The organism is Flammeovirga pectinis (assembly GCF_003970675.1).
Taxonomy (GTDB): domain Bacteria; phylum Bacteroidota; class Bacteroidia; order Cytophagales; family Flammeovirgaceae; genus Flammeovirga; species Flammeovirga pectinis.
Genome location: NZ_CP034562.1, coordinates 1,747,002 through 1,769,096, shown reverse-complemented (window position 1 = coordinate 1,769,096; position 22,095 = coordinate 1,747,002). Strand labels below are relative to the sequence as shown.

Annotated in this window: 20 protein-coding genes and 1 tRNA gene; 19 read left to right on the top strand and 2 right to left on the bottom strand. The window is 31.2% G+C overall.

Annotated elements, in window-relative coordinates; all coding sequences use genetic code 11:
• The first annotated feature begins 157 nt into the window (after positions 1-157).
• From EI427_RS07125 to EI427_RS07080, 10 genes are all read left to right on the top strand, one after another.
• The gene (locus tag EI427_RS07125; RefSeq protein ID WP_126613120.1) at positions 158-760 is read left to right on the top strand and encodes a porin family protein; all 603 of its coding nucleotides are present in this window, start codon (positions 158-160) and stop codon (positions 758-760) included.
• 96 nt (positions 761-856) lie between these two features.
• Positions 857-2,473, top strand: a complete 1,617-nt coding sequence (gene ade, locus EI427_RS07120) for an adenine deaminase (RefSeq protein ID WP_126613118.1) — start codon at positions 857-859, stop codon at positions 2,471-2,473.
• A gap of 268 nt (positions 2,474-2,741) precedes the next feature.
• Positions 2,742-2,815 (top strand) — tRNA-Ile (locus EI427_RS07115).
• A 185-nt stretch (positions 2,816-3,000) separates the two neighbouring features.
• On the top strand, positions 3,001-3,792 hold the full coding sequence (locus tag EI427_RS07110) for a zinc ribbon domain-containing protein (RefSeq protein WP_126613116.1): 792 nt from the start codon (positions 3,001-3,003) through the stop codon (positions 3,790-3,792).
• A gap of 79 nt (positions 3,793-3,871) precedes the next feature.
• Positions 3,872-4,483 (top strand): fumarylacetoacetate hydrolase family protein, encoded by a 612-nt coding sequence (locus EI427_RS07105; RefSeq protein ID WP_126613114.1) that lies wholly within the window; start codon positions 3,872-3,874, stop codon positions 4,481-4,483.
• 8 nt (positions 4,484-4,491) lie between these two features.
• The gene (locus EI427_RS07100; RefSeq protein WP_170178415.1) at positions 4,492-5,658 is read left to right on the top strand and encodes a serine hydrolase domain-containing protein; all 1,167 of its coding nucleotides are present in this window, start codon (positions 4,492-4,494) and stop codon (positions 5,656-5,658) included.
• Positions 5,659-5,671: 13 nt separating this feature from the next.
• Entirely contained in the window at positions 5,672-6,421 is a 750-nt protein-coding gene (locus EI427_RS07095; RefSeq protein ID WP_126613110.1) for a TrmH family RNA methyltransferase, read from the top strand.
• Positions 6,422-6,502: 81 nt separating this feature from the next.
• Complete coding sequence (locus EI427_RS07090) at positions 6,503-7,303, top strand: hypothetical protein (RefSeq protein ID WP_126613108.1); 801 nt, start codon at positions 6,503-6,505, stop codon at positions 7,301-7,303.
• Positions 7,304-7,393: 90 nt separating this feature from the next.
• Positions 7,394-8,200 carry an N-acetylmuramic acid 6-phosphate etherase gene (gene murQ / locus EI427_RS07085; RefSeq protein ID WP_126613106.1) on the top strand — a complete coding sequence of 269 codons (807 nt, stop codon included), beginning with the start codon at positions 7,394-7,396 and terminating at the stop codon, positions 8,198-8,200.
• A 42-nt stretch (positions 8,201-8,242) separates the two neighbouring features.
• Positions 8,243-9,553 (top strand): DEAD/DEAH box helicase, encoded by a 1,311-nt coding sequence (locus EI427_RS07080; RefSeq protein ID WP_205727910.1) that lies wholly within the window; start codon positions 8,243-8,245, stop codon positions 9,551-9,553.
• Here the strand turns inward: EI427_RS07080 and EI427_RS07075 are convergent.
• A complete protein-coding gene (locus EI427_RS07075) occupies positions 9,550-10,287 on the bottom strand; it encodes a geranylgeranylglyceryl/heptaprenylglyceryl phosphate synthase (protein WP_126613104.1) in 738 nt (245 codons plus the stop codon). The genes EI427_RS07080 and EI427_RS07075 overlap by 4 nt on opposite strands.
• A 158-nt stretch (positions 10,288-10,445) precedes the next feature.
• On the opposite strand from EI427_RS07075, the gene pyk reads away from it, so the two are divergent.
• The 9 genes from pyk (at position 10,446) to EI427_RS07030 (ending at position 20,185) form a co-directional block, all read left to right on the top strand.
• A complete protein-coding gene (gene pyk, locus EI427_RS07070) occupies positions 10,446-11,876 on the top strand; it encodes a pyruvate kinase (RefSeq protein ID WP_126613102.1) in 1,431 nt (476 codons plus the stop codon).
• 237 nt (positions 11,877-12,113) lie between these two features.
• Entirely contained in the window at positions 12,114-13,193 is a 1,080-nt protein-coding gene (locus EI427_RS07065; RefSeq protein ID WP_126613100.1) for an LptF/LptG family permease, read from the top strand.
• A gap of 115 nt (positions 13,194-13,308) precedes the next feature.
• A complete protein-coding gene (locus EI427_RS07060; RefSeq protein WP_126613098.1) occupies positions 13,309-14,217 on the top strand; it encodes a DMT family transporter in 909 nt (302 codons plus the stop codon).
• 131 nt (positions 14,218-14,348) lie between these two features.
• A complete protein-coding gene (locus EI427_RS07055; protein WP_126613096.1) occupies positions 14,349-15,221 on the top strand; it encodes a universal stress protein in 873 nt (290 codons plus the stop codon).
• Between the two features lie 77 nt (positions 15,222-15,298).
• Positions 15,299-16,396 carry a Nif3-like dinuclear metal center hexameric protein gene (locus EI427_RS07050; protein WP_126613094.1) on the top strand — a complete coding sequence of 366 codons (1,098 nt, stop codon included), beginning with the start codon at positions 15,299-15,301 and terminating at the stop codon, positions 16,394-16,396.
• 51 nt (positions 16,397-16,447) lie between these two features.
• Positions 16,448-17,572 carry a YncE family protein gene (locus EI427_RS07045; RefSeq protein WP_170178414.1) on the top strand — a complete coding sequence of 375 codons (1,125 nt, stop codon included), beginning with the start codon at positions 16,448-16,450 and terminating at the stop codon, positions 17,570-17,572.
• Between the two features lie 80 nt (positions 17,573-17,652).
• Positions 17,653-18,330 (top strand): L-serine ammonia-lyase, iron-sulfur-dependent subunit beta, encoded by a 678-nt coding sequence (sdaAB, locus tag EI427_RS07040; RefSeq protein ID WP_126613090.1) that lies wholly within the window; start codon positions 17,653-17,655, stop codon positions 18,328-18,330.
• 74 nt (positions 18,331-18,404) lie between these two features.
• Positions 18,405-19,751, top strand: a complete 1,347-nt coding sequence (locus EI427_RS07035) for a TolC family protein (RefSeq protein WP_126613088.1) — start codon at positions 18,405-18,407, stop codon at positions 19,749-19,751.
• A gap of 11 nt (positions 19,752-19,762) precedes the next feature.
• A complete protein-coding gene (locus EI427_RS07030; protein ID WP_126613086.1) occupies positions 19,763-20,185 on the top strand; it encodes a DUF2147 domain-containing protein in 423 nt (140 codons plus the stop codon).
• 423 nt (positions 20,186-20,608) lie between these two features.
• Here EI427_RS07030 and EI427_RS07025 read toward each other — a convergent pair whose 3' ends face one another.
• Positions 20,609-21,880, bottom strand: a complete 1,272-nt coding sequence (locus EI427_RS07025; protein WP_126613084.1) for a tyrosine-type recombinase/integrase — start codon at positions 21,878-21,880, stop codon at positions 20,609-20,611.
• Between the last annotated feature and the right edge of the window lie 215 nt (positions 21,881-22,095).

The following is a 22,095-nucleotide window of genomic DNA, read 5'->3' as shown; positions in this document are numbered from 1 at the left end:
GGAATGATTTTGATATAAATAAGCTAGAAATCACATGATTTTTGTATCTTAGCTTCAATAGTATTACTCAATAAATACTACTGTCTAAACGAAATACAATTAACATACAGTTTTCATGTATTTCTTTTTTTAATCTAAATCCCTAACTCTACTGTTCATGAGGAAGATTTTTTTAACCCTTGGACTACTTTTAAGTTCTTACATAGTTTTTGGTCAAGGTGTTATGATTGCCGCAAAAGTTGGTACTAATATCTCTAAAATAAGAACCAATCGTACAAACGATTTTTCTTACAAGCCAAATATTACTTTTGGTGGTGTTGTAGAAGCAGCAACAAGTGATGTCTTTTCATTACAAGCAGAATGTTTATACAGCATGATTAGATCAAAATCTATGGGTACAACTGTCAGTTTAAATTATGTTGATATTCCATTATTAGCTAAATTTTCTGTCGGAAAGAAAAATAGGTTCTTTTTTAATTTTGGCCCTATGGTTAGTGTACTAGCTAAGGCAAAAGAAAATGGCCCTACTAATATTATTGATGGTTCATTATCTCCATCAGAAAGTACAAATGATCGTAATGTGAATCGTTATTTAAATGATTCTAATATCTCTTTAGTATTTGGTATTGGTGCAATGGTAGATAATATCATGATTGATTTCAGGTACATTGCAGGTTTATCTGATATTACACGAGTTAGTGGAGACGATTTATCAATAAGCAGATTTGACGTAACATTAGCATATGCATTAGTATTCTAAAGAGAATATTTATAATAAATCTTTATAGAACAAGCCAAAATACATATTCATAATGTATTTTGGCTTTGTTTTTTACACAACATTATAAGAGTAGAAATGGCAACAGAAATCAAAGGAAATATTGTAGATGTTCATAAACGAATGATTTACCCTGGATGTATCACGATTGAAGGGAAACGTATTAAATCAATTAAATACGATGAATCTTCAAAAGGTATAAGTCAATATATAGTACCAGGTTTTGTAGATGCACATATTCATATTGAAAGTTCTATGCTTGCCCCTGTTGAATTTGCAAAAATTGCAGTTAGACACGGTACTGTAGCAACAATTTCTGATCCACACGAAATAGCGAATGTAGTGGGTATTGAAGGTATACATTACATGATTGAGAATGGAAAACAAACTCCTTTTAAATTCAATTTCGGTGCTCCCTCTTGCGTGCCTGCAACAGCTTTCGAAACTGCTGGAGATACCATTAGTGTTAGCCAAATAGAAGAGCTTCTTGCCAATGATGATATTAAGTATTTATCAGAAATGATGAATTGGCCGGGAGTGCTCAATAATGACGCTGATGTGATGGCAAAAATTAGAATTGCTAAAACTGCAAAAAAACCTGTAGATGGGCATGCTCCAGGTTTAAAAGGTAAAAAATTGATTAAATATGCTGCTGCAGGGATTTCAACAGATCACGAAAGTTTTGAATTAGACGAAGCACTCCATAAAATTGAACATGGAATGAAAATTCAAATCCGAGAAGGTTCTGCTGCTAAGAATTTCGAGGCTTTATCTCCACTCCTAAAATCGCATCCATCAAAACTAATGTTTTGCACTGATGACTCCCATCCACATGAGCTTATAAACGGTCATATGGATAAGTTTATCAAAAGAGCACTAGATATGGGTACAGATATCTTTGATGCCATTAAAATAGCATCCATCCATCCTATTGAGCATTATAACTTAGATGTTGGCCAATTAAGAGAGGGTGATTATGCAGATTTTGTGATTATTAATAACATGAGCAATTTCAAACCTATTGCCACTTATATAAATGGTGTGAAGGTTGCTGAAAATGGAAAAGAATTATTCTCTACGCCAACAGCTCAAATTATTAATAAATTTAATTGTCAACCTAAAAAAGCAAGTGATTTTAATTTAGCACTAGATGGCAAAAATAAAGTAAGAGTAATTGTAGCACACGATGGTCAGTTAATAACATCTGAAGAGTCACACGATATAAACTCTTTAAAGGAGAATGATGTTCTAAAAGTTGCAGTCGTAAATCGCTATCAAGAAGCTCCTGTATCAGTAGCTTATATAAAAGGTTTTGGTTTGAAAGAAGGAGCTATTGCTTCTACAGTTGCACACGACTCTCATAATATAGTTGCTGTTGGTGTTACTGATGAGGCTATTGCAGCAGCTGTAAATAAAGTTATTGATATGCAAGGTGGGCTTTGCATTAAGAATGACACTAAGGAAGCTACATTTGCATTACCAATTGCTGGCTTAATGACAAATATTGATGGAGAATCAGCTGCAAAAAAATATATCCAACTCCTTGAAACAGCAAAAGAGTTCGGTTCTACTCTCCATGATCCTTATATGACGCTTTCATTTATGGCATTATTGGTAATTCCTCAACTAAAAATAAGTGACAAAGGTTTGTTTGATGGGAAAACATTCAATTTTGTTAATTTATTTGTTGATTAAATTCCAATTAATAATGTTCTAAATCAATAATTATGTGAATAAATATCAATCATAAACTAATTATACCTAAAGGAAATTAATTGATTTATGAGGTAAAATTGAAGATTTTGGATGATAAATCAATTTGATTCAAAAAAATAGAAGTAAATAATTAAAAATAAATTGTTCTATTTCAATCATTTAAAAAATAATCTAAAAAAAGTTCAATTTTTATTTTGCATTGTACGGAAATAATCCCCTATATTTGCAACGCTTTCAAGGAAAAGCAGCTCCCATAGCTCAGTTGGTTAGAGCATCTGACTCATAATCAGAGGGTCACAGGTTCGAGCCCTGTTGGGAGCACAATAATTGGCTAGTAACTTGTTTTGCTAGCCTTTTTTTTGCATTTATACAATATTGAATCGTTATTAATTTCAATTATATAGAGATAAATACGATTTAATTTCTTAAAATTGCATTTCGTGCATTTTACTAGTTATAAATGCCACTAAGAAATTTAATGTCAACATTTAGTTTTGCCAATCCCTATGGAGAATACAGTCGCCCAAAGAATCGAAGCGCTTTCGAAAGTACAACAAATCGATAGCGAACTAGATGCAATCCGCAAATTACGCGGCGACCTGCCGGAAGAAGTTCAAGACCTAGAGGATGAGATCATAGGTTACGAGACTCGTATAGATAACTTACAAAGAGATCTGTCAGATGTCGAAGGAACTATTGATCAATTAAGAGGTAAAATTCAGGACTTCAAAAAGCGTATTGTTTATCTTGAAGAGCAACAAATGAACGTTAGAAATAACAGAGAATTTGATGCTATCAACAAGGAAATGGAGATGTTAGATCTTGATATCCAAGTTGCTCAAAAGAAAATTCGTGATAACGAAGCTGATGAGAAAGTGAAGAGTGAAAGAGTTGTAAATACAAAAGACGCTTTAGAAGAGCGTAAAAAGGATTTACAAACTAAAAAATCTGAACTTGACGAAATCATGGCTGAAAGTGAAGTTGATGAACAAAAACTTCTTAAGCAACGTGATAAAGCTACAAAACATCTTGATGAAAGATTATTAAGATCTTACAGCAAGATCAGAGATAACTCTTCTAATGGTTTAGCAGTTGTTACTGTAAAAAGAGGTGCTTGTGGTGGTTGTTTCAACACTGTCCCTCCTCAGAGACAAGCTGATATCCGTGAGAAAAAGAAATTAATCGTATGTGAACACTGCGGTAGAGTTTTAACTGATGTCGAGGTAATCGAAGAAGTTGAAGCGTCGCCAAAACGTCGTTCTACAAGAGGAAGAAAAGCTGCAACTAAGAAAAAATAGTTGATTTTAGTTTCCTCTAAAATGCCCGGTATGAATGTATCGGGCATTTTTTTGTTCACTCTATTTTAAAAAACAGATTATGAAAATTATTTGTATAGGTCGAAATTATGTTGATCACATTGCTGAATTAAATAATGAACGTCCTACTGAACCCGTAATTTTTACAAAACCTGAAACAGCAGTTTTAAAAAATAACGACCCTTTCTACTATCCAGAATTTTCTAAGGATATACATCATGAAGTAGAATTAGTTGTAAAAATCTGTAAAGGCGGGAAATACATTCAAGAAAAATTTGCTCATAGATATTACGAAGAAGTAGGTTTAGGAATTGACTTTACAGCAAGAGACGTTCAATCTAGACTAAAAGCAAAAGGGCTTCCTTGGGAACTTGCAAAAGCTTTTAATGACAGTGCCCCTATTTCTAAATTTCAACCTATTTCGAATTTCAAAGATATTCAAGACATTAATTTCAGTGTATCACTTAACGGTGAGGAAAAACAAAACGGCAATTCAAGTATGATGCTTTGGAATGTAAATGAAATTATTGCTTTTGTATCTAAATACATCACTTTAAAGAAAGGAGATTTTATTTTCACTGGAACCCCTAAAGGTGTTAGTCCAGTTAAAATTGGAGATAGAATTGAAGGATTTATAGAAGGTGAAAAATTACTCGATTTCGAAGTCAAATAGATAATTCATTGAAAAATAATCTTTCCAGATTAATTACTTTACTTATTGGAGTAAACCTATTATTTGGCTGTACTAAAAAAGAATCAGCTGAAAAAGTAGTAACAATAGAAGAGCCCGAAGTAATTACACCAACAATTGATTCATTATCAAAAGAAGAGTTCGATGAATTCTATCATATTTTTGATTCTACTTTCACCAAACTTCAAAAAACTAGACAATTTAATGGAGTTGTTTTAGGAGGCAAGAAAAAACAAATTGTCTTTAAAAAAGCGTTTGGTTATAGAGATATCAGAAGAAGAACAAAGTTACATGATGACGATCTTTTTCAATTAGCCTCTGTATCAAAGCAATTTACAGCAGCTTCAATAATGCTTTTAAAACAAGACTCATTATTAGCGTATAGTGATTCTATAAATAAATACTTCCCTAATTTCCCGTATGATGGCATTACAATAAAAATGTTGTTAGACCATAGATCAGGCTTGCCTAATTATATCTATTTAATGGATAGAAAAATTAAAGACAAGCAAACTTATATAAATAATGATCTTTGCGTTGATTACCTCTATGAATATAAACCAGGTAAGTACGGTACGCCCGATAGAAGGTTTCGTTATTCAAATACGGGTTATATGCTACTTGCTGAAATTGTCGAAAAAGTTTCGGGTAAATCATTTGCTCAATTTCTAGACGATAGAATTTTTACTCCTTTGCACATGGATAGCACTTTTACTTTTGAAAAAGAAAGAGCGCATCAAGATAATGTAGCAATTGGGCACACTGCAAGAAGACGTAAATACGAAGATTATCTACTAGATGGTGTTTTAGGCGATAAAAGTGTATATTCCAATGTAGAAGATATGTTTAAGTGGCATGTTGCTTTATTGCAAGATTCATTATTTAAACAAGAAACATTAGATGAAGCTTTCACTTTCCAAAGTCCAAAAAGAAGAGGTAATTACAATTACGGTTACGGATGGAGATTATTTCATGTCTCTGATGGTTCTACAGTTGTTTACCATGGTGGATGGTGGCGTGGATATTCTACACTATTTGTTCACTATCCAGATACTGAGGCTTTTTTAATGATACTTAGTAATCGAGTAAATCACGCTTTTGTAAATACAAATAATGTATTCGACATATTAGACATACCTGAATTTAGAAGAAGATAAAATTTAAAATACAGTGAACAAACGTTGGAGCAAAGAAGTAAAAGGGTTACTTCAAAAGAAAAAAAGAAAAGATTCAAATCGTTTTATTGTTGAAGGACAAAAAAACATTCAAGAACTTATCAAGTCTAATTTAGAAATTGAAGCACTTTTTTATACTGAAAAATTTAAAGAGGTTCTCCCTCCTTCAGTTTTAAATAAAATCTCAGTTACTGATGAAACAACTCCTGTACTTTTAAAACAAAACGGTTCACTACAAACAAATGATAGCGGTTTAGCAATAGCCAAAATCCCTTCTTACCCTATTCCTACCGCAAACGAACTCCCTAATTTCTCTTTAGCTCTTGATGATGTTAGAGACCCAGGTAATCTTGGGACAATCTTACGTATTGCAGATTGGTATGGAATAAGCGACATTTTCTTATCTAAAAACTGTACAGATGCTTTTGCTCCAAAAGTAATTGCATCTACTATGGGGGCATTTACTAGAATTAAATGTCATGTTATAGATCTTTCTGCTTTGTTATCAGGTTATAAACAAGCTGGCATACAATTAATCGGTGCAGACATGGATGGTGAGAATATTCATAAATTTACTCCTAACGATAAAAGCATTATGGTAATGGGAAGTGAATCTCATGGAATTAGTCAGGAGATCCATAATATCTTATCTGTGAAAATTACTATCCCCCGATTTGGTGAGTCAGAATCTTTAAATGTTGCGGTTGCAACAGCAATTATATGCGACAATATCAAACGCATTTGACATTTATTGTGAAGTGAAAATGAATCATTTTTAGCTAAAATAATGTTTATGTAATTGAGTATCACAAATAATTACATAGATATGAATATCAAACACTTTATTACGATCACAAATTTTCGTCCTCAAAAGACATCAAATACTATTTTATTTGCCCCTACAGGAAATAATAATATAGCTACTTGGATAAAATATGATGAAAATCTAGAATGGTTAGATAAAGTTATTGCAGCAAATAATGATGTTTGTATTTATACAGATGGACTAACTCCACTAGAACATGTTGCAGATTTAGTCTTATCAGATGAAATAATTATGGATAAATTTATTTGGAAAGATACGGTTGCTTATTCAAAAGATGAGTTAGTAAATCTTGTCAATTTAAATAATAGTATTTCATGGCACGATATGGCTTTTGCCGATCGTCTAATATTTGATGACAATTACCCTAGCAATTATTACTTTGCTAAAAAAGTTAACCCTTCAGCCCTTTCTTATCCTAAAAATATCAATTCAATTTTAAATAAAAATACAGATGATATCTATTTTGAAAAAGTAAATGAAGATATCAACTTATTTATTATTCCATTCGATTCAGAAAATCTAGATAATATGTTATTCTACATGAATAACTTCTTGATTAACTCACAAAATGATATTTTAAAGTTTGAAGGAAAGTGCTTAATTGATGGATATCAAATTTCAATTAAAAAGATTGGCAATAAATTAATTCACAATAGAGATTTAAAAATTAACCATTCTGGTAGTTTTATTTTTGGTGTTACACACCTTAATAAAAATGAAGTTGAGAATCAGTTGAAATTAATTAATCAAGATTTAAGTGACGCCCAAGCACATATTGAAGATATAATTGCTTTTCTTTAAATAAAACGCTCCTATTTTGGTTATTTTTATCTAAGTAGGAAAAGTATTAAAGTGTTATTCGTAAATTAAACTTTTCAACGAATAACAAATATGATTACAGAATCATCATCAAATTATAATGATCTTGAAAAGATGAGTGTAAATGAACTTTTACATAATATCAATAAAGAAGATCAATCCGTACCATTAGCAATCCAAAAAGCAATTCCTCAAATCGAAGCATTAGTGAATGCTATCGTTCCAAGAATGAAGAAAGGTGGTAAACTATTTTATATTGGGGCTGGAACGAGTGGAAGACTTGGCGTTGTTGACGCTTCTGAATGTCCTCCTACCTTTGGTGTAGCTTTTGATTTAGTTGTTGGTATTATTGCAGGTGGTGATGGTGCAATAAGAAAAGCTGTAGAACATGCAGAAGATGACGACAAACAAGCTTGGATAGACCTTAAAAATGAAAATATTGGAGAAAATGATTCTCTAATTGGTATTGCTGCTTCTGGAAGAACTCCTTATGTAATAGGTGGAATGGAAGAAGCAAACAAAAATAATATTCTTACAGGTTGTATTGTATGCAATCCTGATAGCAAAATGGCACAAGTAGCACAATATGCTGTGGAGCCTATTGTTGGTCCTGAATTTGTAACAGGAAGTACAAGAATGAAAGCAGGTACTGCTCAAAAATTAGCCTTAAATATGATATCAACATCCATCATGATCCAACTTGGAAAAGTGAAGGGAAATAAAATGATTGATATGCAGCTTACAAATCATAAATTAGAAGAAAGAGCTATCCGAATGGTTATGGATGAAATACCTGTGGATAGATCTATTGCTGAAAGCTTATTAGCTGAACATAAATCTGTTAGAGGAGCAACAGATGCATATAAAAACCGCACTTAAATTCCTCATTTTAATTATTTTTTAAATTATAAAGAATTTAACGTGACTTTCGACGATTTTGAATTAAACGACGATCTTTTGGATGGCATCTACTCTATGAATTTTAGAGAGCCTACTCCTATTCAAGAACAAGCTATTCCAGCCATTTTAGGCGGAAAAGATCTTATTGCCTGTGCACAAACAGGTACAGGTAAAACTGCAGCGTTCCTACTTCCTATTATGGATCAGATACACATGTCTGATTATAACGGAAAAGATACACATACTATAATAATTGTACCTACTAGAGAATTAGCCCTTCAGATAGATTATCAAATCCAAGGGTTATCTTATTTTACACCTGTAACTTCTATTGCAGTGTATGGTGGAGACTCTAGTACGTTCTCAAATCAGAGAACTGCATTAAAGCAAGGTGTAGATATTATTGTAGCAACTCCAGGTAAATTACTTTCACATTTAAATATTGGTGCAAATGTAGGTAAGGTTAGAAACCTTATCTTGGATGAAGCTGATAGAATGTTAGACATGGGTTTTCATGAAGACATTTTACAAATTGCTTCTCATTTACCTAAAGTGAGACAAAATATATTCTTCTCTGCTACGATGCCTCCTAAAATTAGGGTTTTAGCAAAAGAGTTATTGCAAAATCCTACTGAGATTAATATTGCAATATCTAAGACGTCAAAAAATGTAACACAAAAAGCTTTTTTACTGTATGACAACCAAAAAGGTCCTATGGTAGATTTTCTTCTTAGTGAAGAATCTTATGAAAGTGTTATCATTTTCACAAGTACGAAGAGCAAGGTTAAAGAAGTTACAGATATTTTAAGAAAAAGAGGACTTTCTGCGGAAGGTATTAGCTCTGATCTTGATCAAAAAGAAAGAGAAGAAGTATTACTTCGTTTTAAAGGAAAAGTGACTAAGATTTTAGTGGGAACAGATATTATTTCTAGAGGTATTGATGTTGAAACAGTAGAACTAGTAATTAACTTTGATGTCCCTAAAGATCCAGAAGATTATGTTCACCGTATTGGTAGAACTGCTCGTGCATCTAGAAAAGGAGAAGCAATCACTTTTATCAATGATAATCCTAAAGAACAAATCTCTTTTGCAAAAATTGAAGGTTTAATAGGTATTGAAATTGACAAACCTAACAATCCTCAATTTTTAGGATTCGGACCAAGATATTCTCCAAGACCCCGAAATTCAAACGCTAGAGGTGGCGGAAATAATAGAGGACCAAAAAAGCATTTTAATAATAATAAATACGGTAACGGTAGTGGTAATTCACATGGAAATAACCAAAACCGTAACAAATCAAATAATTATAATAAAGATAGAAGACCTGATTAATATTCTAATTCTTCTGAAAGTTCTTTTAATAAATTGGGATTGTTTTCAAAAGCAGTCCCAATTACTACAATATCAGCTCCCGCTTTAAATTTACTCTTTATTACAGCTGCATCTCTTAAACCACCACCCACAAATAACAAACCTTCAACAGATTTTCTTACACCACAAATCATTTCATCAGAAACAGGAGAATCTGCTCCACTACCCGCTTCCAAATAAAAAGCTCTCATCCCTAGTAATTCTCCAGCCATTGCAGTACTCATTGCAATATCATTTTTTGCTGCAGGAATAGGTTGCGTATTACTCATATATTGAACAGATGTAGGAGCTCCACTTTCAATTAAAATATATCCTAAAGGAATTGCTTCAAGATTACTTTCTTTTACTCTATGTGCAGCATGAATTTGTTGTCCAATTAAAAATTCTGGGTTTCTTCCAGAGATTAAGGACATAAATAATATTGCATCTGCCTTATCTGTTATTTGTAGAGAATTACCTGGAAAAAGGATTACAGGTTTCCCCAATTCTTTTAATTGTGCAACTACTTTTTCTAAAAAATTTGTAGAAAGTAGGCTTCCTCCAACCAAAAAAATATCAGGCAAGTGACTTTTATCTCCATTTCTTAAAAAAAAATTTAGTTCTTTTGTCCACTTATCGGGATCAACGAGTACTGCTAAAGTCTTTTTTTTGGTTTTTTTTCTCTCTAAAAGCCAATTTTCAGTGTTAAATTGCATTTGTTAATATAAGATGATTTAATAGTACTTGTTCCATTATAAGGAATCTAATAAATTCGCATGTGTTTCAAATATAGAGTTCATAAATAAATATCAGACCAAAAATTTGATATTGCAACTCAATCATTTAAAATTTATATATTCGTTAATTAAGAACTATGAGTATCGCAATCAACAAAACTAAGATCGTCGCTACAATTGGACCAGCTACAAGAGATAAGCAAAAAATATTAGAGCTTATTCATGCAGGTGCAGATGTATTTCGTTTAAACTTCTCGCATGATGTTCACTCTGAGCATAAAAAAGTTATCGATTGGGTAAATGAGTACAACTCAAAATTCGGTCACAATACTGCGATCTTACAAGATTTGCAAGGCCCTAAAATTCGTATCGGCGAAATGGAAGGCGGAGCTGTAGAAATTGTTGAAGGTGAGCAAATCATCATCACAAATACTCCAGTTGTTGGTACTAAACATAAAGTATCTACTAGTTATACAAACATTGTAAAAGATGTAAAAGCTGGTGACAACATCATGATTGATGATGGTAACTTGTGTGTTCGTGTTGTTGAAGTTAAAGCTAATGAAATCATCGCTGAAGTTGTTCACGGTGGTAAATTAAAATCTCGTAAAGGTATGAACTTACCTGATACAGATATTTCTGAAGCTTCTTTAACTGCAAAAGATAGAAGAGATTTAGAGTTCGGATTAGAGCACGGTGTAAACTGGGTAGCTTTATCATTCGTAAGAACTGCTCAAGATATTATTTCAGCTAAAGAAATCATCAAAGCTAAAGGTTCTAATGCACGTATCATCGCTAAGATCGAACGTCCAGAAGCTATTGAAAACTTTGATGAGATCTTACAAGTAACTGATGCTATTATGGTTGCTCGTGGTGACCTAGGTGTTGAAATCTTATTCGAGGATGTACCAATGATCCAAAAAGAAATCATCGCTAAGTGTAACAAAGCTGCTAAGCCAGTTATCGTTGCTACTCAAATGATGGAATCTATGATCACTAACCCTCGTCCTACTCGTGCTGAGGTAAATGATGTAGCTAACGCTGTAACTGATGGTGCTGATGCTGTAATGCTATCTGCTGAATCTGCTGCTGGTGACTACCCTGTAGAAACTGTACAAGCAATGGTTCGTATCATTACTGCTGTTCAACGTCAGAACCAAGATATCTACGAGAAAGAATTTGATTTTGATCCAACAAAACCAACTTTCGGAGGTAACTTAATCGCACAATCTGCTGCAAATATTTCTAACCTTTTAGGAGCTAAAGCAATTGTAGGTTTAACAAACTCTGGGTTTACTGCTTCTCGTATAGCAAGACACAGACCACACGCTAACATCTTTATCTTCTCATCTGATAAAGCTTTAGCTGCAACTTTAAACTTAGTATGGGGTGTTAGAGCTTTCCATTATGTACCTAAAGAATCTTCTACTGAAACTTTCAAAGAGTTAGAAGCAATTTTAGTACAAAAAGGATTCATCTCTAAAGGTGATAGCCTTGTAAACATCGCTGCTCTTCCATTGAATAAAGAAGGAAGAACAAACAGTTTAAAAATTGATATCGTAGGATAATTTATTTCCACGATTTAATGATATTGAAAGCCTTTTGTGTATTTACACGAAAGGCTTTCATTTTTTATATCAAAAGTCTTTTTAATATGGCTCAATAGTTGTGAAACAACGTTAAAAGACACCTTTAATTACAATTCAAACCCTAAATACGTTGCAAATTAGCGTTAGGAAATCGTTTTTTGTAATTAGTTAGGCTTTTGCCATTATGTCGAATTAAAACACATACGACAGACTTATATGAAACTTCTGGATAAGTATATTCTCACTAAGTTTTTTAAAACATTTATTTTTGTAGTATTACTATTAAATATCATTGTTTGTGTAATTGACTACACCGAGAAGCAAGACGATTTTTTAAATCATGGATTAAACTTCGGATATGTATTTTCCGAGTACTATGTAAACCTTTTTATACATTGGGTTAATACATTAAGTCCACTATCAATTTTTATTGCGGTTGTCTTTATGACTGCAAGATTAACGGCACATACAGAAATTATTGCTGTATTAAGTAATGGAGTAAGTTATCCTAGATTCTTACTTCCTTATATTGTTGGTGCTTCTATAATTGGTGGAATTATTTTTGGACTTATAGGATATGTAGTTCCTTACAGTGCAAAAACTAGAGTTGCGTTTGAGATTAAATACCTTAAAAGCCCCTACTACTTTAATGAAAGAGATATTCACTATAGGGTAAGTGATTCTACTTATCTATATGTTGAAAGCTATAACAATAGAATCAAAAGGGGTTATAGACCTACTTTAGAAACTTTTGATGGCAATACACTTTTAGAAAAAATTTCTGCTAACCGTATCCAATGGGATTCTGCAAAAGAAGAATGGACGTTTGATAAGTATGAAAAATATACTTTCAATGTAGATGGAACGCAAAAATTTGTAAAGGGTACATCACTCACAAAGAAATTAAATTTAGATCCTAAATACTTCGAAAGTAAGTATAACTTACACGAGACTTTAACAAATACTGAATTGTCCGACTTTATTAATCAAGAAAGACAAAGAGGTGTAGGTAATTTAGGAATCTATGAAAATGCACTATATGAAAGGTACGCCTATCCATTTGCAATCTTATTGCTTACAATAATGGGTGTTTGTGTATCTTCTACCAAATCAAGGCATGGATCTGGATTCCAAATAGCAATGGGATTTGTTTTAGCATTTATCTACCTACTCTTTGTAATAATGAGTAGAGCAATTGCCGAAGCAGGAACATTAAGTCCTTTCCTAGCCGCTTGGATGCCAAATATTGTTTTCTTGTTTGTAACCATTGGGTTATACCTAAAAGCACAGAAATAAATACCAATAAGATTTATTGGCTAAAAGAGAGTCTAACTTTTTAAATAAAGTTAGACTCTTTTTTTATACATTTGCAATTCAATTATTTACTACCATAAATATTCGCTTCAAACACATGTTCAACGAGCAAGTTAAACTCCATATAATTGTATTTATATGGGGATTTACGGCCATCTTAGGTGTCCTTATTGACTTAGATCCGTTTCAATTAGTTTTCTATAGAACGTTGATCGCAGCCATTTCTATGGCAATTTTCATGAAGTATAAGAAATGGGAATTAAAGATTAATTACAAAGATGCAGCAAAGCTTTTATTTACAGGTGCTCTTGTTGCTGCACATTGGATTTTATTCTTTGCTTCTGCAAAAATTTCTAAAGTAAGTGTTTGTCTAGCAGGTATTGCAACAACGGCATTGTTTACTTCTATTTTAGAGCCATTACTAAATAAGACAAGTATTAAACCGTATGAGGTTGTTCTTGGTCTATTTGTAATTTTTGGATTGTATATTATTTTCCAATTCGAATTTGATCATGCTTTAGGTTTAGGACTCTCGCTAGGAGCTGCCTTTGTTGGATCTTTATTTAGTGTGTTAAATGGTAAGTTTGTTAAAAGAATTACCTCACCTAAAATTACATTATACGAAATGATTGGCGGAAGCATTACTGCTTTTGCTTGCCTTCCCTTTCTATCATCTACAGATACACTTTTAGTAATACCTTCAACAATAGATATTTTCTATCTTTTAGTACTATCTGTTATTTGCACCACCATAGCCTATGCGGTTTGTGTAGAAATTCAGAAAAATTTAAGTGCATTTCAAGTAAATTTAACAGTTAATCTTGAACCTATTTATGGTATTATCCTAGCATTAATCATATTTGGTGAGGAAGAAACAATGACCTTTGGGTTCTATATAGGAGCAGGTATAATTTTATTATCTGTACTTTCTTATCCATTTCTCAAACAAAATTATTTAAGAAGATCTTCGAATAGAAAAAACTTACAGAAAGAAATGCTTAAATAAGTTTTACTATCTGTTATATAAATTTCAGTAATAAATAATTAGTGTAATTACAACGTTTTTATATATAAAAGACTATCATTTTTGAGAACATATTTGTATCTTCATAGTAGGAAATAAAACAACTAAAAATCATGAAGATAAAAAATATTTTAGTCCCAACAGACTTCTCTCCAGAAGCAAATAACGCTTTAAATGTTGCTATTACTATTGCAAAAAAAATTAATGCGTCAATTTCTTTATTACATGTTATCGATGTTCCTACAATAAATCATTACGATAGTTTATCTGTTTTTGGTGCTGGTGATGTTGGAATGGAAGATCCAGAGGTTTATGTACATTACACTAAGAAGTTGTCTGAGGTTGTAGAAACCAAAGTAAATAAGATTATTGCTGAAAACCCTGAAGTTACCATTGAGAAACACATTGAATTTGATTCTCTTCAAAGACATTTAGCTGATTTTGTGGTAAAAGACAAAACAGATTTAATTGTGATTGGTTCTCAAGGTATAAGTGGAATTGATGAAGTACTAGTTGGATCTAATACCGAAAAAATTATTAGACTCGCAAAAGTACCTGTTCTTACTATTAAAAGGGAAGAAAAAGATTTTGGACCAAAAAATATTGTTTTTGCATCTGACTTTAATAAAGTCTCTCAACATGCAATCTCTTCTATTCAGTTATTTCAAGAACTTTTTGATTCCAAAATTCACCTTGTCAAAGTAATTACACCAAATAATTTTGAGGCGACTCCATTTTCAATTCAACATCTTCAAGATTTTGCAAAAACACATCAATTCAAAAACTTTGATGTAGCCACTTTCAATGATTTTTCTGAAGAAGAAGGCATTAGAGGTTTTGCAGAATTTATAAATGCTGATATGATTAGTTTAACAACTCATGGTCGTACAGGTATTCAACATTTACTTCTTGGAAGTATTGCAGAAGAAGTTGCCAACCATGCAATTCGTCCAGTACTTACTTTTAATAAAAAATTAAAGGAATAGTTCTTCTTATAAAGAACCTTACTATTAAAATTTAGCTCGTTTCATTAGATTCGAGCTTTATTTATTTAAAAAGCAATATGAAAGTAAAAGAAATAATTAATAAGCTTGATACACTAGCTCCTTCTATGTATCAAGAAAGTTATGATAATGCAGGACTAATTACTGGCTCAGGTAACGACATAGTTACAAAAGTACTGGTAAGTCTTGATTGTACAGAAGAAATTATAGAAGAAGCAATTGCTAAAGGATGTAATTTAATAGTTGCTCATCATCCCATAGTTTTTAAAGGATTGAAACGTCTAAATGGAAAGAATTATGTTGAACGTACAATCATTAAAGCAATAAAGAATGATATCTCTATTTATGCAATCCATACAAATTTAGATAATATGCAACATGGTGTCAATGCCAAAATATGCGATCTAATTGGATTGACAAACCAAAGAATATTAGCTCCTACCCAATCAAATTTATTTAAACTTGTAACTTATGTGCCAAGTAATAGTATTGAGAAAGTAGAGAATGCTTTACACTTAACAGGTGCTGGTAAAATTGGAAATTATGATGGTTGTAACTTCAGATCTGAAGGTATTGGAAGTTATACTCCAAATGCCAATTCTACTCCAACTATTGGTGATAAAGGTATTAGAAAAAGTACTCCTGAAATTAAACTAGAAATACAATTTCAAAAACATTTAAAAGGTCAAATAATTAATGCTCTTTTAAGCTCACATCCATACGAGGAAGTGGCTTATCAAATAACTGCGTTAGAAAACACAGACAATGAAATTGGTTCTGGTATGTATGGTACTTTGCCAGAAGCTGAAGATGAAATAGAATTTCTGAAAAGAATAAAGCAAACTTTTGGAGTAGGTGTAATTCGACACACTCCACTTTTAAATAAAAAGATTAAGAAAGTGGCTGTTTGCGGTGGATCAGGAAGTTTTCTTTTAAGAAACGCTATGTCTATCAAAGCTGATATATTTATTACTGGTGATTTTAAATACCACGAATTTTTTGATGCCGAAGGTAAAATTATTATTGCAGATATTGGACATTATGAAAGTGAACAATTTACTTCTGATTTACTTAAAGATTTTATTGAGTCACAATTTGAAACAGTTAAGTGTCTAAAGACTACTATCAATACAAATCCCATCAATTATTTTGTGTAATAGCATGCAAGTAATATGCATTTTACTGTTAAAAAAATAGCTTTAATTCTTATGATATCCACCTTAATATTAATTATAGGTGGATATTTTATCACGCTTAATTTTAATTCAGAATACCTTTCAAAACAACATCCAAAGAACTATGATTCATTAATTTATATTACATCTCAACGCTTCCCTGTAGATAGATCACCTAAATCTTTATTAATATCACCAAACCAATTACACATATATGCATTATGCTTAGAGGGGAAATCTATTGTTGAGATTGATCAAAAAACTAGAAAAAGACAAAGGACATTAAAGTTTAAACCAACGGAAGGTCTTGGTTATAATTACTCAACAAAGAATTGGGTAAAATCAACAAAAGAAAAACCTGTTGAAGGAATTTTCACCAACAATGGTCAGTATTTATGGGTTAGTTTACATAATGCTGATGCTGTAGCTGTCTGGGATATCAATTATGAACCAAAAGCAAAGACAAACTATAATGCTTTTCTACTAGATTCAAATTCGACTACCCCTAAAAAAATTAAACTTGACTTTCTTGATACAGAAACTACCCCTAAATCAATCGGGTACTCAATAAAAAAAGAACAAGTTTATGTTACAAATTGGCACGACAATTCTTTTTCTATAATTGATGCTTCTGGTGATAAAAACGAATGGAAAACAACTCAACACATTAAAACACAAGGTACGCCTAGAGGAATACTTATTGATGAAAAATACAATAGAATTATAATCGGTAATATGGGCTCCTATTCTTTAAGCATATACAATCTAACTACACTAAAATTAGATACAGTTATTAAAGATGTTGTTTCACCTAGAGATATTAAATTAACAGCAAATGAAATTGTGCTTTCCCAAAGTAGTAAAGAAATAATTAGTGTTTATAATAGAGGAACTCTAAAAAAAGTAAGAAGTATTACCACAGCAGATGACCCTAGAAGTATTGCTATTTCAAAGAATGAAAAATTTATTTTTGTGACATGTTACGCGAGTGACTTACTACAAGTTTTCAATTTAGAAAATGGCATCAAAGTAGGTGAATATAAATCTAATGGAGGGCCTGTTGGTATTACTCTATTTGAAAATACTACTATAATTGAAGCTTGGGTATGTAATTACAAATATTCAACAGTAAAAGTCTTTACTTTTGAACTGAAATAATGATCTTTATAGATATTAAATAAACACATACTAAATACTATGAAGAATCTTAACCTAGTTCTTCAATTATATATATAAACATGGCAGAAAAATCAAGCATATTCGATATGATAGGTCCTATTATGATCGGACCATCTAGCTCTCATACAGCGGGTGTTGTAAGAATTGGAAGAGTTGGAAATAAGATGATTGGAGGAACACCAGATAAAGCAGAAATAATTTTCTATAATTCCTTTGCACGAACTTATGAAGGTCACGGTTCTGATAAAGCCATTTTAGCTGGATTAATGGGAATGCAAACGGACGACCCTAATATAAAATTAGCATTCGATAAAGCTGAAGAAAGTAATCTTGACTTTGAATTTAAACCAGTAGGTAATGCATCAGCACATCACCCTAATACTATAAAGTTAATCTTATTTAAAGGTGATCAAAAATTAGAATTAGTTGGTGTAAGTAAAGGTGGTGGTATTATTTCAATTCGTCAAGTTGATGGTTTCACATCTAATTTTAGTGCAAATTCTCCTACCTTAATCGTTACTGCAGAAGACAGAAAAGGATCAATATCTTTTATTTCAAACCTTTTAGCTCAGGAAGATGTAAATATTGCAGAAATGACCGTTTCTAGAAAAGGGAAACATCAAGCGGCATGTCAATTTATAGAAATGGATTCAGCTCCTAGAGACATTACTTTACAATACCTTCAAAGTTTAAAATGGGTTGTAAATGTAACTTTTTTACCAAATGTGGATGAGTAATTATAGAAGAATCTAAAACTTTATTAACTTATACTTTTAAATACATACTTTTTAAATGCCTCTGCATTTTCATCATGTTAAGAAACAAACTCCTCGCAATATTACTTACACTTCTATCTACTTCCACAACTTTCGCACAAGATAGTTTATGGTCTTATAGTCAATGTGTTGAATTCGCAATAGAAAATAATCTCTATGTAAAGTTACAAGATTATGAGGTTGGTGATAGAACCGAAGAATACAAACAAGCTAGAGCCCAAAGATACCCAAGTGTATCTGGTTTTTATTCTCATAGTTTTAATAGAGGTTTAAACCCCGATCCAACAACCAATGTATATTCTCAACAGAGCGTAAATACTGGTTCTTTTGGTGCTCAAGTAGGTATTCCTATATTTAATGGCAGAAAAATTTCTAATACTATTAAGCAATCTCGCTCTAGTATTGAAAGTGCTGAATTTGGAAAAGACAAGATTGAAAATGATATAATCATTCAGGTTACGGAAAATTATTTAGATGTAATTTATAAATTTGAAAATGTTGAAATCTCAAAAAAGAGAGTAAAAACACTTCAAGAACAAGTAGATAGAACAAAAAGACTAGTTGAAGCTGGAGCTTCGCCTCTATCTGAATTACTTGATTTAATGTCTCAATTTGCAGATACCGAAAGACAGCTTACTGAATCAGAAAACTCTTACAATATTGCAATTCTAACTTTAAAGCAATCTATGCAGCTAGATTTCTCTACAAACTTTAATGTTGATATTCCTAATTTTGCTGACCCAGATACTACAATGCAATTTACTCCGTCGGAAGTTGTATTTGATGAATCTAAGTTAATTATGCCTGAAATTAAACAAGCAGAATTAAATATATCTGTAACCGAATTTCAAGAAAAAATTGCTAAAGGTGATTATTATCCATCATTAAATTTTAATGGGAATCTAAATACAAGATATTCCTCAAATTATGTAAATCCTATCGACCCAAATGATACTTCTTTAGGTACACAGTTTGAAAACTTCTTTAGTCAAGTAGCTACTATTCAGTTAAATATACCCATTTACAGTAGACGTAATGTTAAAACTGCTGTAAACAAAGCAAGGTTATCTACAAAGAAAAATGAAGTGCAGTTACAACAACAATTAAATGATTTAAGAAAGAAAATTGAACAGTCTTATATCAATGCTCTTTCTTCTCAAAAGACATATATTTCTAATAGAAAATCTGTAGAATCTCTACAAGAACAGTTTAGATCTGTAAATAAAAGATTTGCTTCTGGAGCTGCTTCAACAACCGATTATGTTGTTGCAGAAAACAATCTAAATATTGCAAAAGCAGAGCTAAACAGATCAAAATATCAATTTATTTTCTCAAGAAAAATCCTTGATTTCTATTCAGGAAAGCAAATTATTTTAGAATAAAAAACTATACAATGAAAGCATTCTATCTAAGTTTAAATTTCATATTACTCCTATCATTCAGCTCTTCTGCTCAAGAAACTTCTCCTTTTGGCATCTGGAAAACAATTGATGATGAAACAAATGAAGCCAAAGCCTATGTTGAAATATACAAGGATGGTGAGCAAATGAAAGGGAAAATTATTAAGTTATTAGTTGACCCTGAAGATACTACTTGTGATAAGTGCCCTGGAGATAAAAAAGATAAACCTGTAGTTGGTATGGAAATTATTTGGGATATGGAATCTAATGGTGACCAATGGTCTGATGGACAAATCTTAAAACCTGAAAATGGGAAAATCTATACTGGAAAAATATGGGTTGAAGATGGAAAACTTCAGGTACGTGGTTACATAGGGTTTATTTATAAAACACAAACTTGGTTAAGAGTAGAGTAAACTACTTCTCTTTCTCTAAAAAAATGAGTCATAACTTTATATTTTTAAAAGTGATGACTCATTTTTGTATATAAAACTAATATGCATACTATCTATTAGAACTTGATATAGAATTAAAAAATTGCGATTTACTTAAAGACATGGTTGTGATTGGTATTCCGTAAAAGTTAGTTTTTTCTCCGATAATTTTACCTCCCATTTTTGTTATCATTTTAGGAGTAACATCTATTGCTTTAATACTTAGTTTCTCAGCAATATTTTTAAGGAATAAAATAATAAGTCATTACAAATTCCAAAACCTTTCACAATTTCCCAAATTACAACAGCACCTAATTGATTATTCTCCTGATCTAGCGACCTACTACTATTTTTTTGTATTGTCTGAAAATGGAAACAAATCTTCAAGTAAATTTAAACTTATTATTATTTGTATTGATCAGAAAAAATTAAATTCATTTCGTCTCTTAACTTATCTTTTAAATAATGTTTCTGTGTAATTTCAACTGATGAATGACAAAGTAATTTAGAAGTCATAATAAGCCCATATTTATCAAGAGAGTTATAAGCAAAAGTATGCCTCAAATTATGTAGACTGATTGAATATAAATCACCTTCTTTTTCAATTACTTTCACGTCATTTCTTATTAGGAAGTCTGAAAAATATTTAGAAATTGAAGATGAATTTTGTGTACTAAAACCAAGTACAAATTGCTCTAATTCCATTCCAATACAATACCTATCAAGTACATCAAATAAGTTTTTAGGAATAGGTAAACTTTCTTTTTCATTTCTACCCTTTAACCAAATTGAAATTTTTTTTCTTTCCCAGTCAATATCTTTCAATTGTAAATTGATCATAGAACTAGCTCTTAATCCTAAATCAACGCCTAAATGTAGAATTAAATCAATTTTATCATTTGCATTTCTATATAATCTATTAATAATAGTAGTATCTATTCTAATTCTCTCAATACTATTATTCGTCTCAAATTCGTTTAATTTCAATATTTTTTTTGCCTCAATTTTTCCTTTTTCATCTTCACTATTTTCTATATAAAAATCAGCAAATCTTTTAATTGCTTTTAGGTAGAGATTAAGCGTTGAAGTTTTTAAATGGGCATTATTTCTTAGAAATTGATTAACAGTAATATCATTAATTATTTGTAAATCAGAAGTATTATAAATCCATTTAATATAATTATTGACAATATTTGAAATATAAATTGGATAATTTGTAGTCCTTTTAAGTTTGGACTTTGACGCTAACCATAATTTAAAATTATCGTCCCATTTATTAGACAATAATTTGTTTTTTGGTGATACCAGAACTTGATTGATATTATTATCAAGCATCCATCTTAAATAACCTGCTTTACCTTCTATAGCTATTCTTCTAGCATACATTCTTTTAAATGCTTTTTTTGAAGTAGAAATTTCATTTTTATCAACTAAGTCTACTAAATACTCAGAATATTTTTCAAAACTAATTTTAGAAAACCTCCCCTCTCTAAATCGAAGTATATAATCTAGAAAATTTCTAAAAACTGTAAGAGCTTTATACGCTGTATTGACCTTTTCATCATTTATTTCTAACAAGAGATAATTTTTATATTCTTTAATAATTGAATCAATATACATCCCTTCTTTTATTTCGTTAGAAGGAAGTGGTTTCATGGAATTTATTTGATATTTCATTATACAATTGATTAAATAATAAGTATACCTATATTTTATTACACGAATATTATATTAATAATATTATTTATACATTCGGTTAATAAAATATATAATGAATAATTAATTTACTATTGCAAGTTTACTTCAATATTTTAAATATACAAAACTTACTTTTATCATAGCACAAATATTAGAAAATTTGAAATGTGTATTTTATTAGCTCTAAAAAGGAA

Excerpts from the sequence above, each read along its gene's own strand:
- EI427_RS07125 (WP_126613120.1), top strand. The coding sequence starts at position 158 with ATGAGGAAGATTTTTTTAACCCTTGGACTACTTTTAAGTTCTTACATA.
- ade (WP_126613118.1), top strand. The coding sequence starts at position 857 with ATGGCAACAGAAATCAAAGGAAATATTGTAGATGTTCATAAACGAATG.
- EI427_RS07110 (WP_126613116.1), top strand. The coding sequence starts at position 3,001 with ATGGAGAATACAGTCGCCCAAAGAATCGAAGCGCTTTCGAAAGTACAA.
- EI427_RS07105 (WP_126613114.1), top strand. The coding sequence starts at position 3,872 with ATGAAAATTATTTGTATAGGTCGAAATTATGTTGATCACATTGCTGAA.
- EI427_RS07090 (WP_126613108.1), top strand. The coding sequence starts at position 6,503 with ATGAATATCAAACACTTTATTACGATCACAAATTTTCGTCCTCAAAAG.
- murQ (WP_126613106.1), top strand. The coding sequence starts at position 7,394 with ATGATTACAGAATCATCATCAAATTATAATGATCTTGAAAAGATGAGT.
- EI427_RS07075 (WP_126613104.1), bottom strand. The coding sequence starts at position 10,287 with ATGCAATTTAACACTGAAAATTGGCTTTTAGAGAGAAAAAAAACCAAA.
- pyk (WP_126613102.1), top strand. The coding sequence starts at position 10,446 with ATGAGTATCGCAATCAACAAAACTAAGATCGTCGCTACAATTGGACCA.
- EI427_RS07065 (WP_126613100.1), top strand. The coding sequence starts at position 12,114 with ATGAAACTTCTGGATAAGTATATTCTCACTAAGTTTTTTAAAACATTT.
- EI427_RS07060 (WP_126613098.1), top strand. The coding sequence starts at position 13,309 with ATGTTCAACGAGCAAGTTAAACTCCATATAATTGTATTTATATGGGGA.
- EI427_RS07055 (WP_126613096.1), top strand. The coding sequence starts at position 14,349 with ATGAAGATAAAAAATATTTTAGTCCCAACAGACTTCTCTCCAGAAGCA.
- EI427_RS07050 (WP_126613094.1), top strand. The coding sequence starts at position 15,299 with ATGAAAGTAAAAGAAATAATTAATAAGCTTGATACACTAGCTCCTTCT.
- EI427_RS07045 (WP_170178414.1), top strand. The coding sequence starts at position 16,448 with ATGATATCCACCTTAATATTAATTATAGGTGGATATTTTATCACGCTT.
- sdaAB (WP_126613090.1), top strand. The coding sequence starts at position 17,653 with ATGGCAGAAAAATCAAGCATATTCGATATGATAGGTCCTATTATGATC.
- EI427_RS07035 (WP_126613088.1), top strand. The coding sequence starts at position 18,405 with ATGTTAAGAAACAAACTCCTCGCAATATTACTTACACTTCTATCTACT.
- EI427_RS07030 (WP_126613086.1), top strand. The coding sequence starts at position 19,763 with ATGAAAGCATTCTATCTAAGTTTAAATTTCATATTACTCCTATCATTC.
- EI427_RS07025 (WP_126613084.1), bottom strand. The coding sequence starts at position 21,880 with ATGAAATATCAAATAAATTCCATGAAACCACTTCCTTCTAACGAAATA.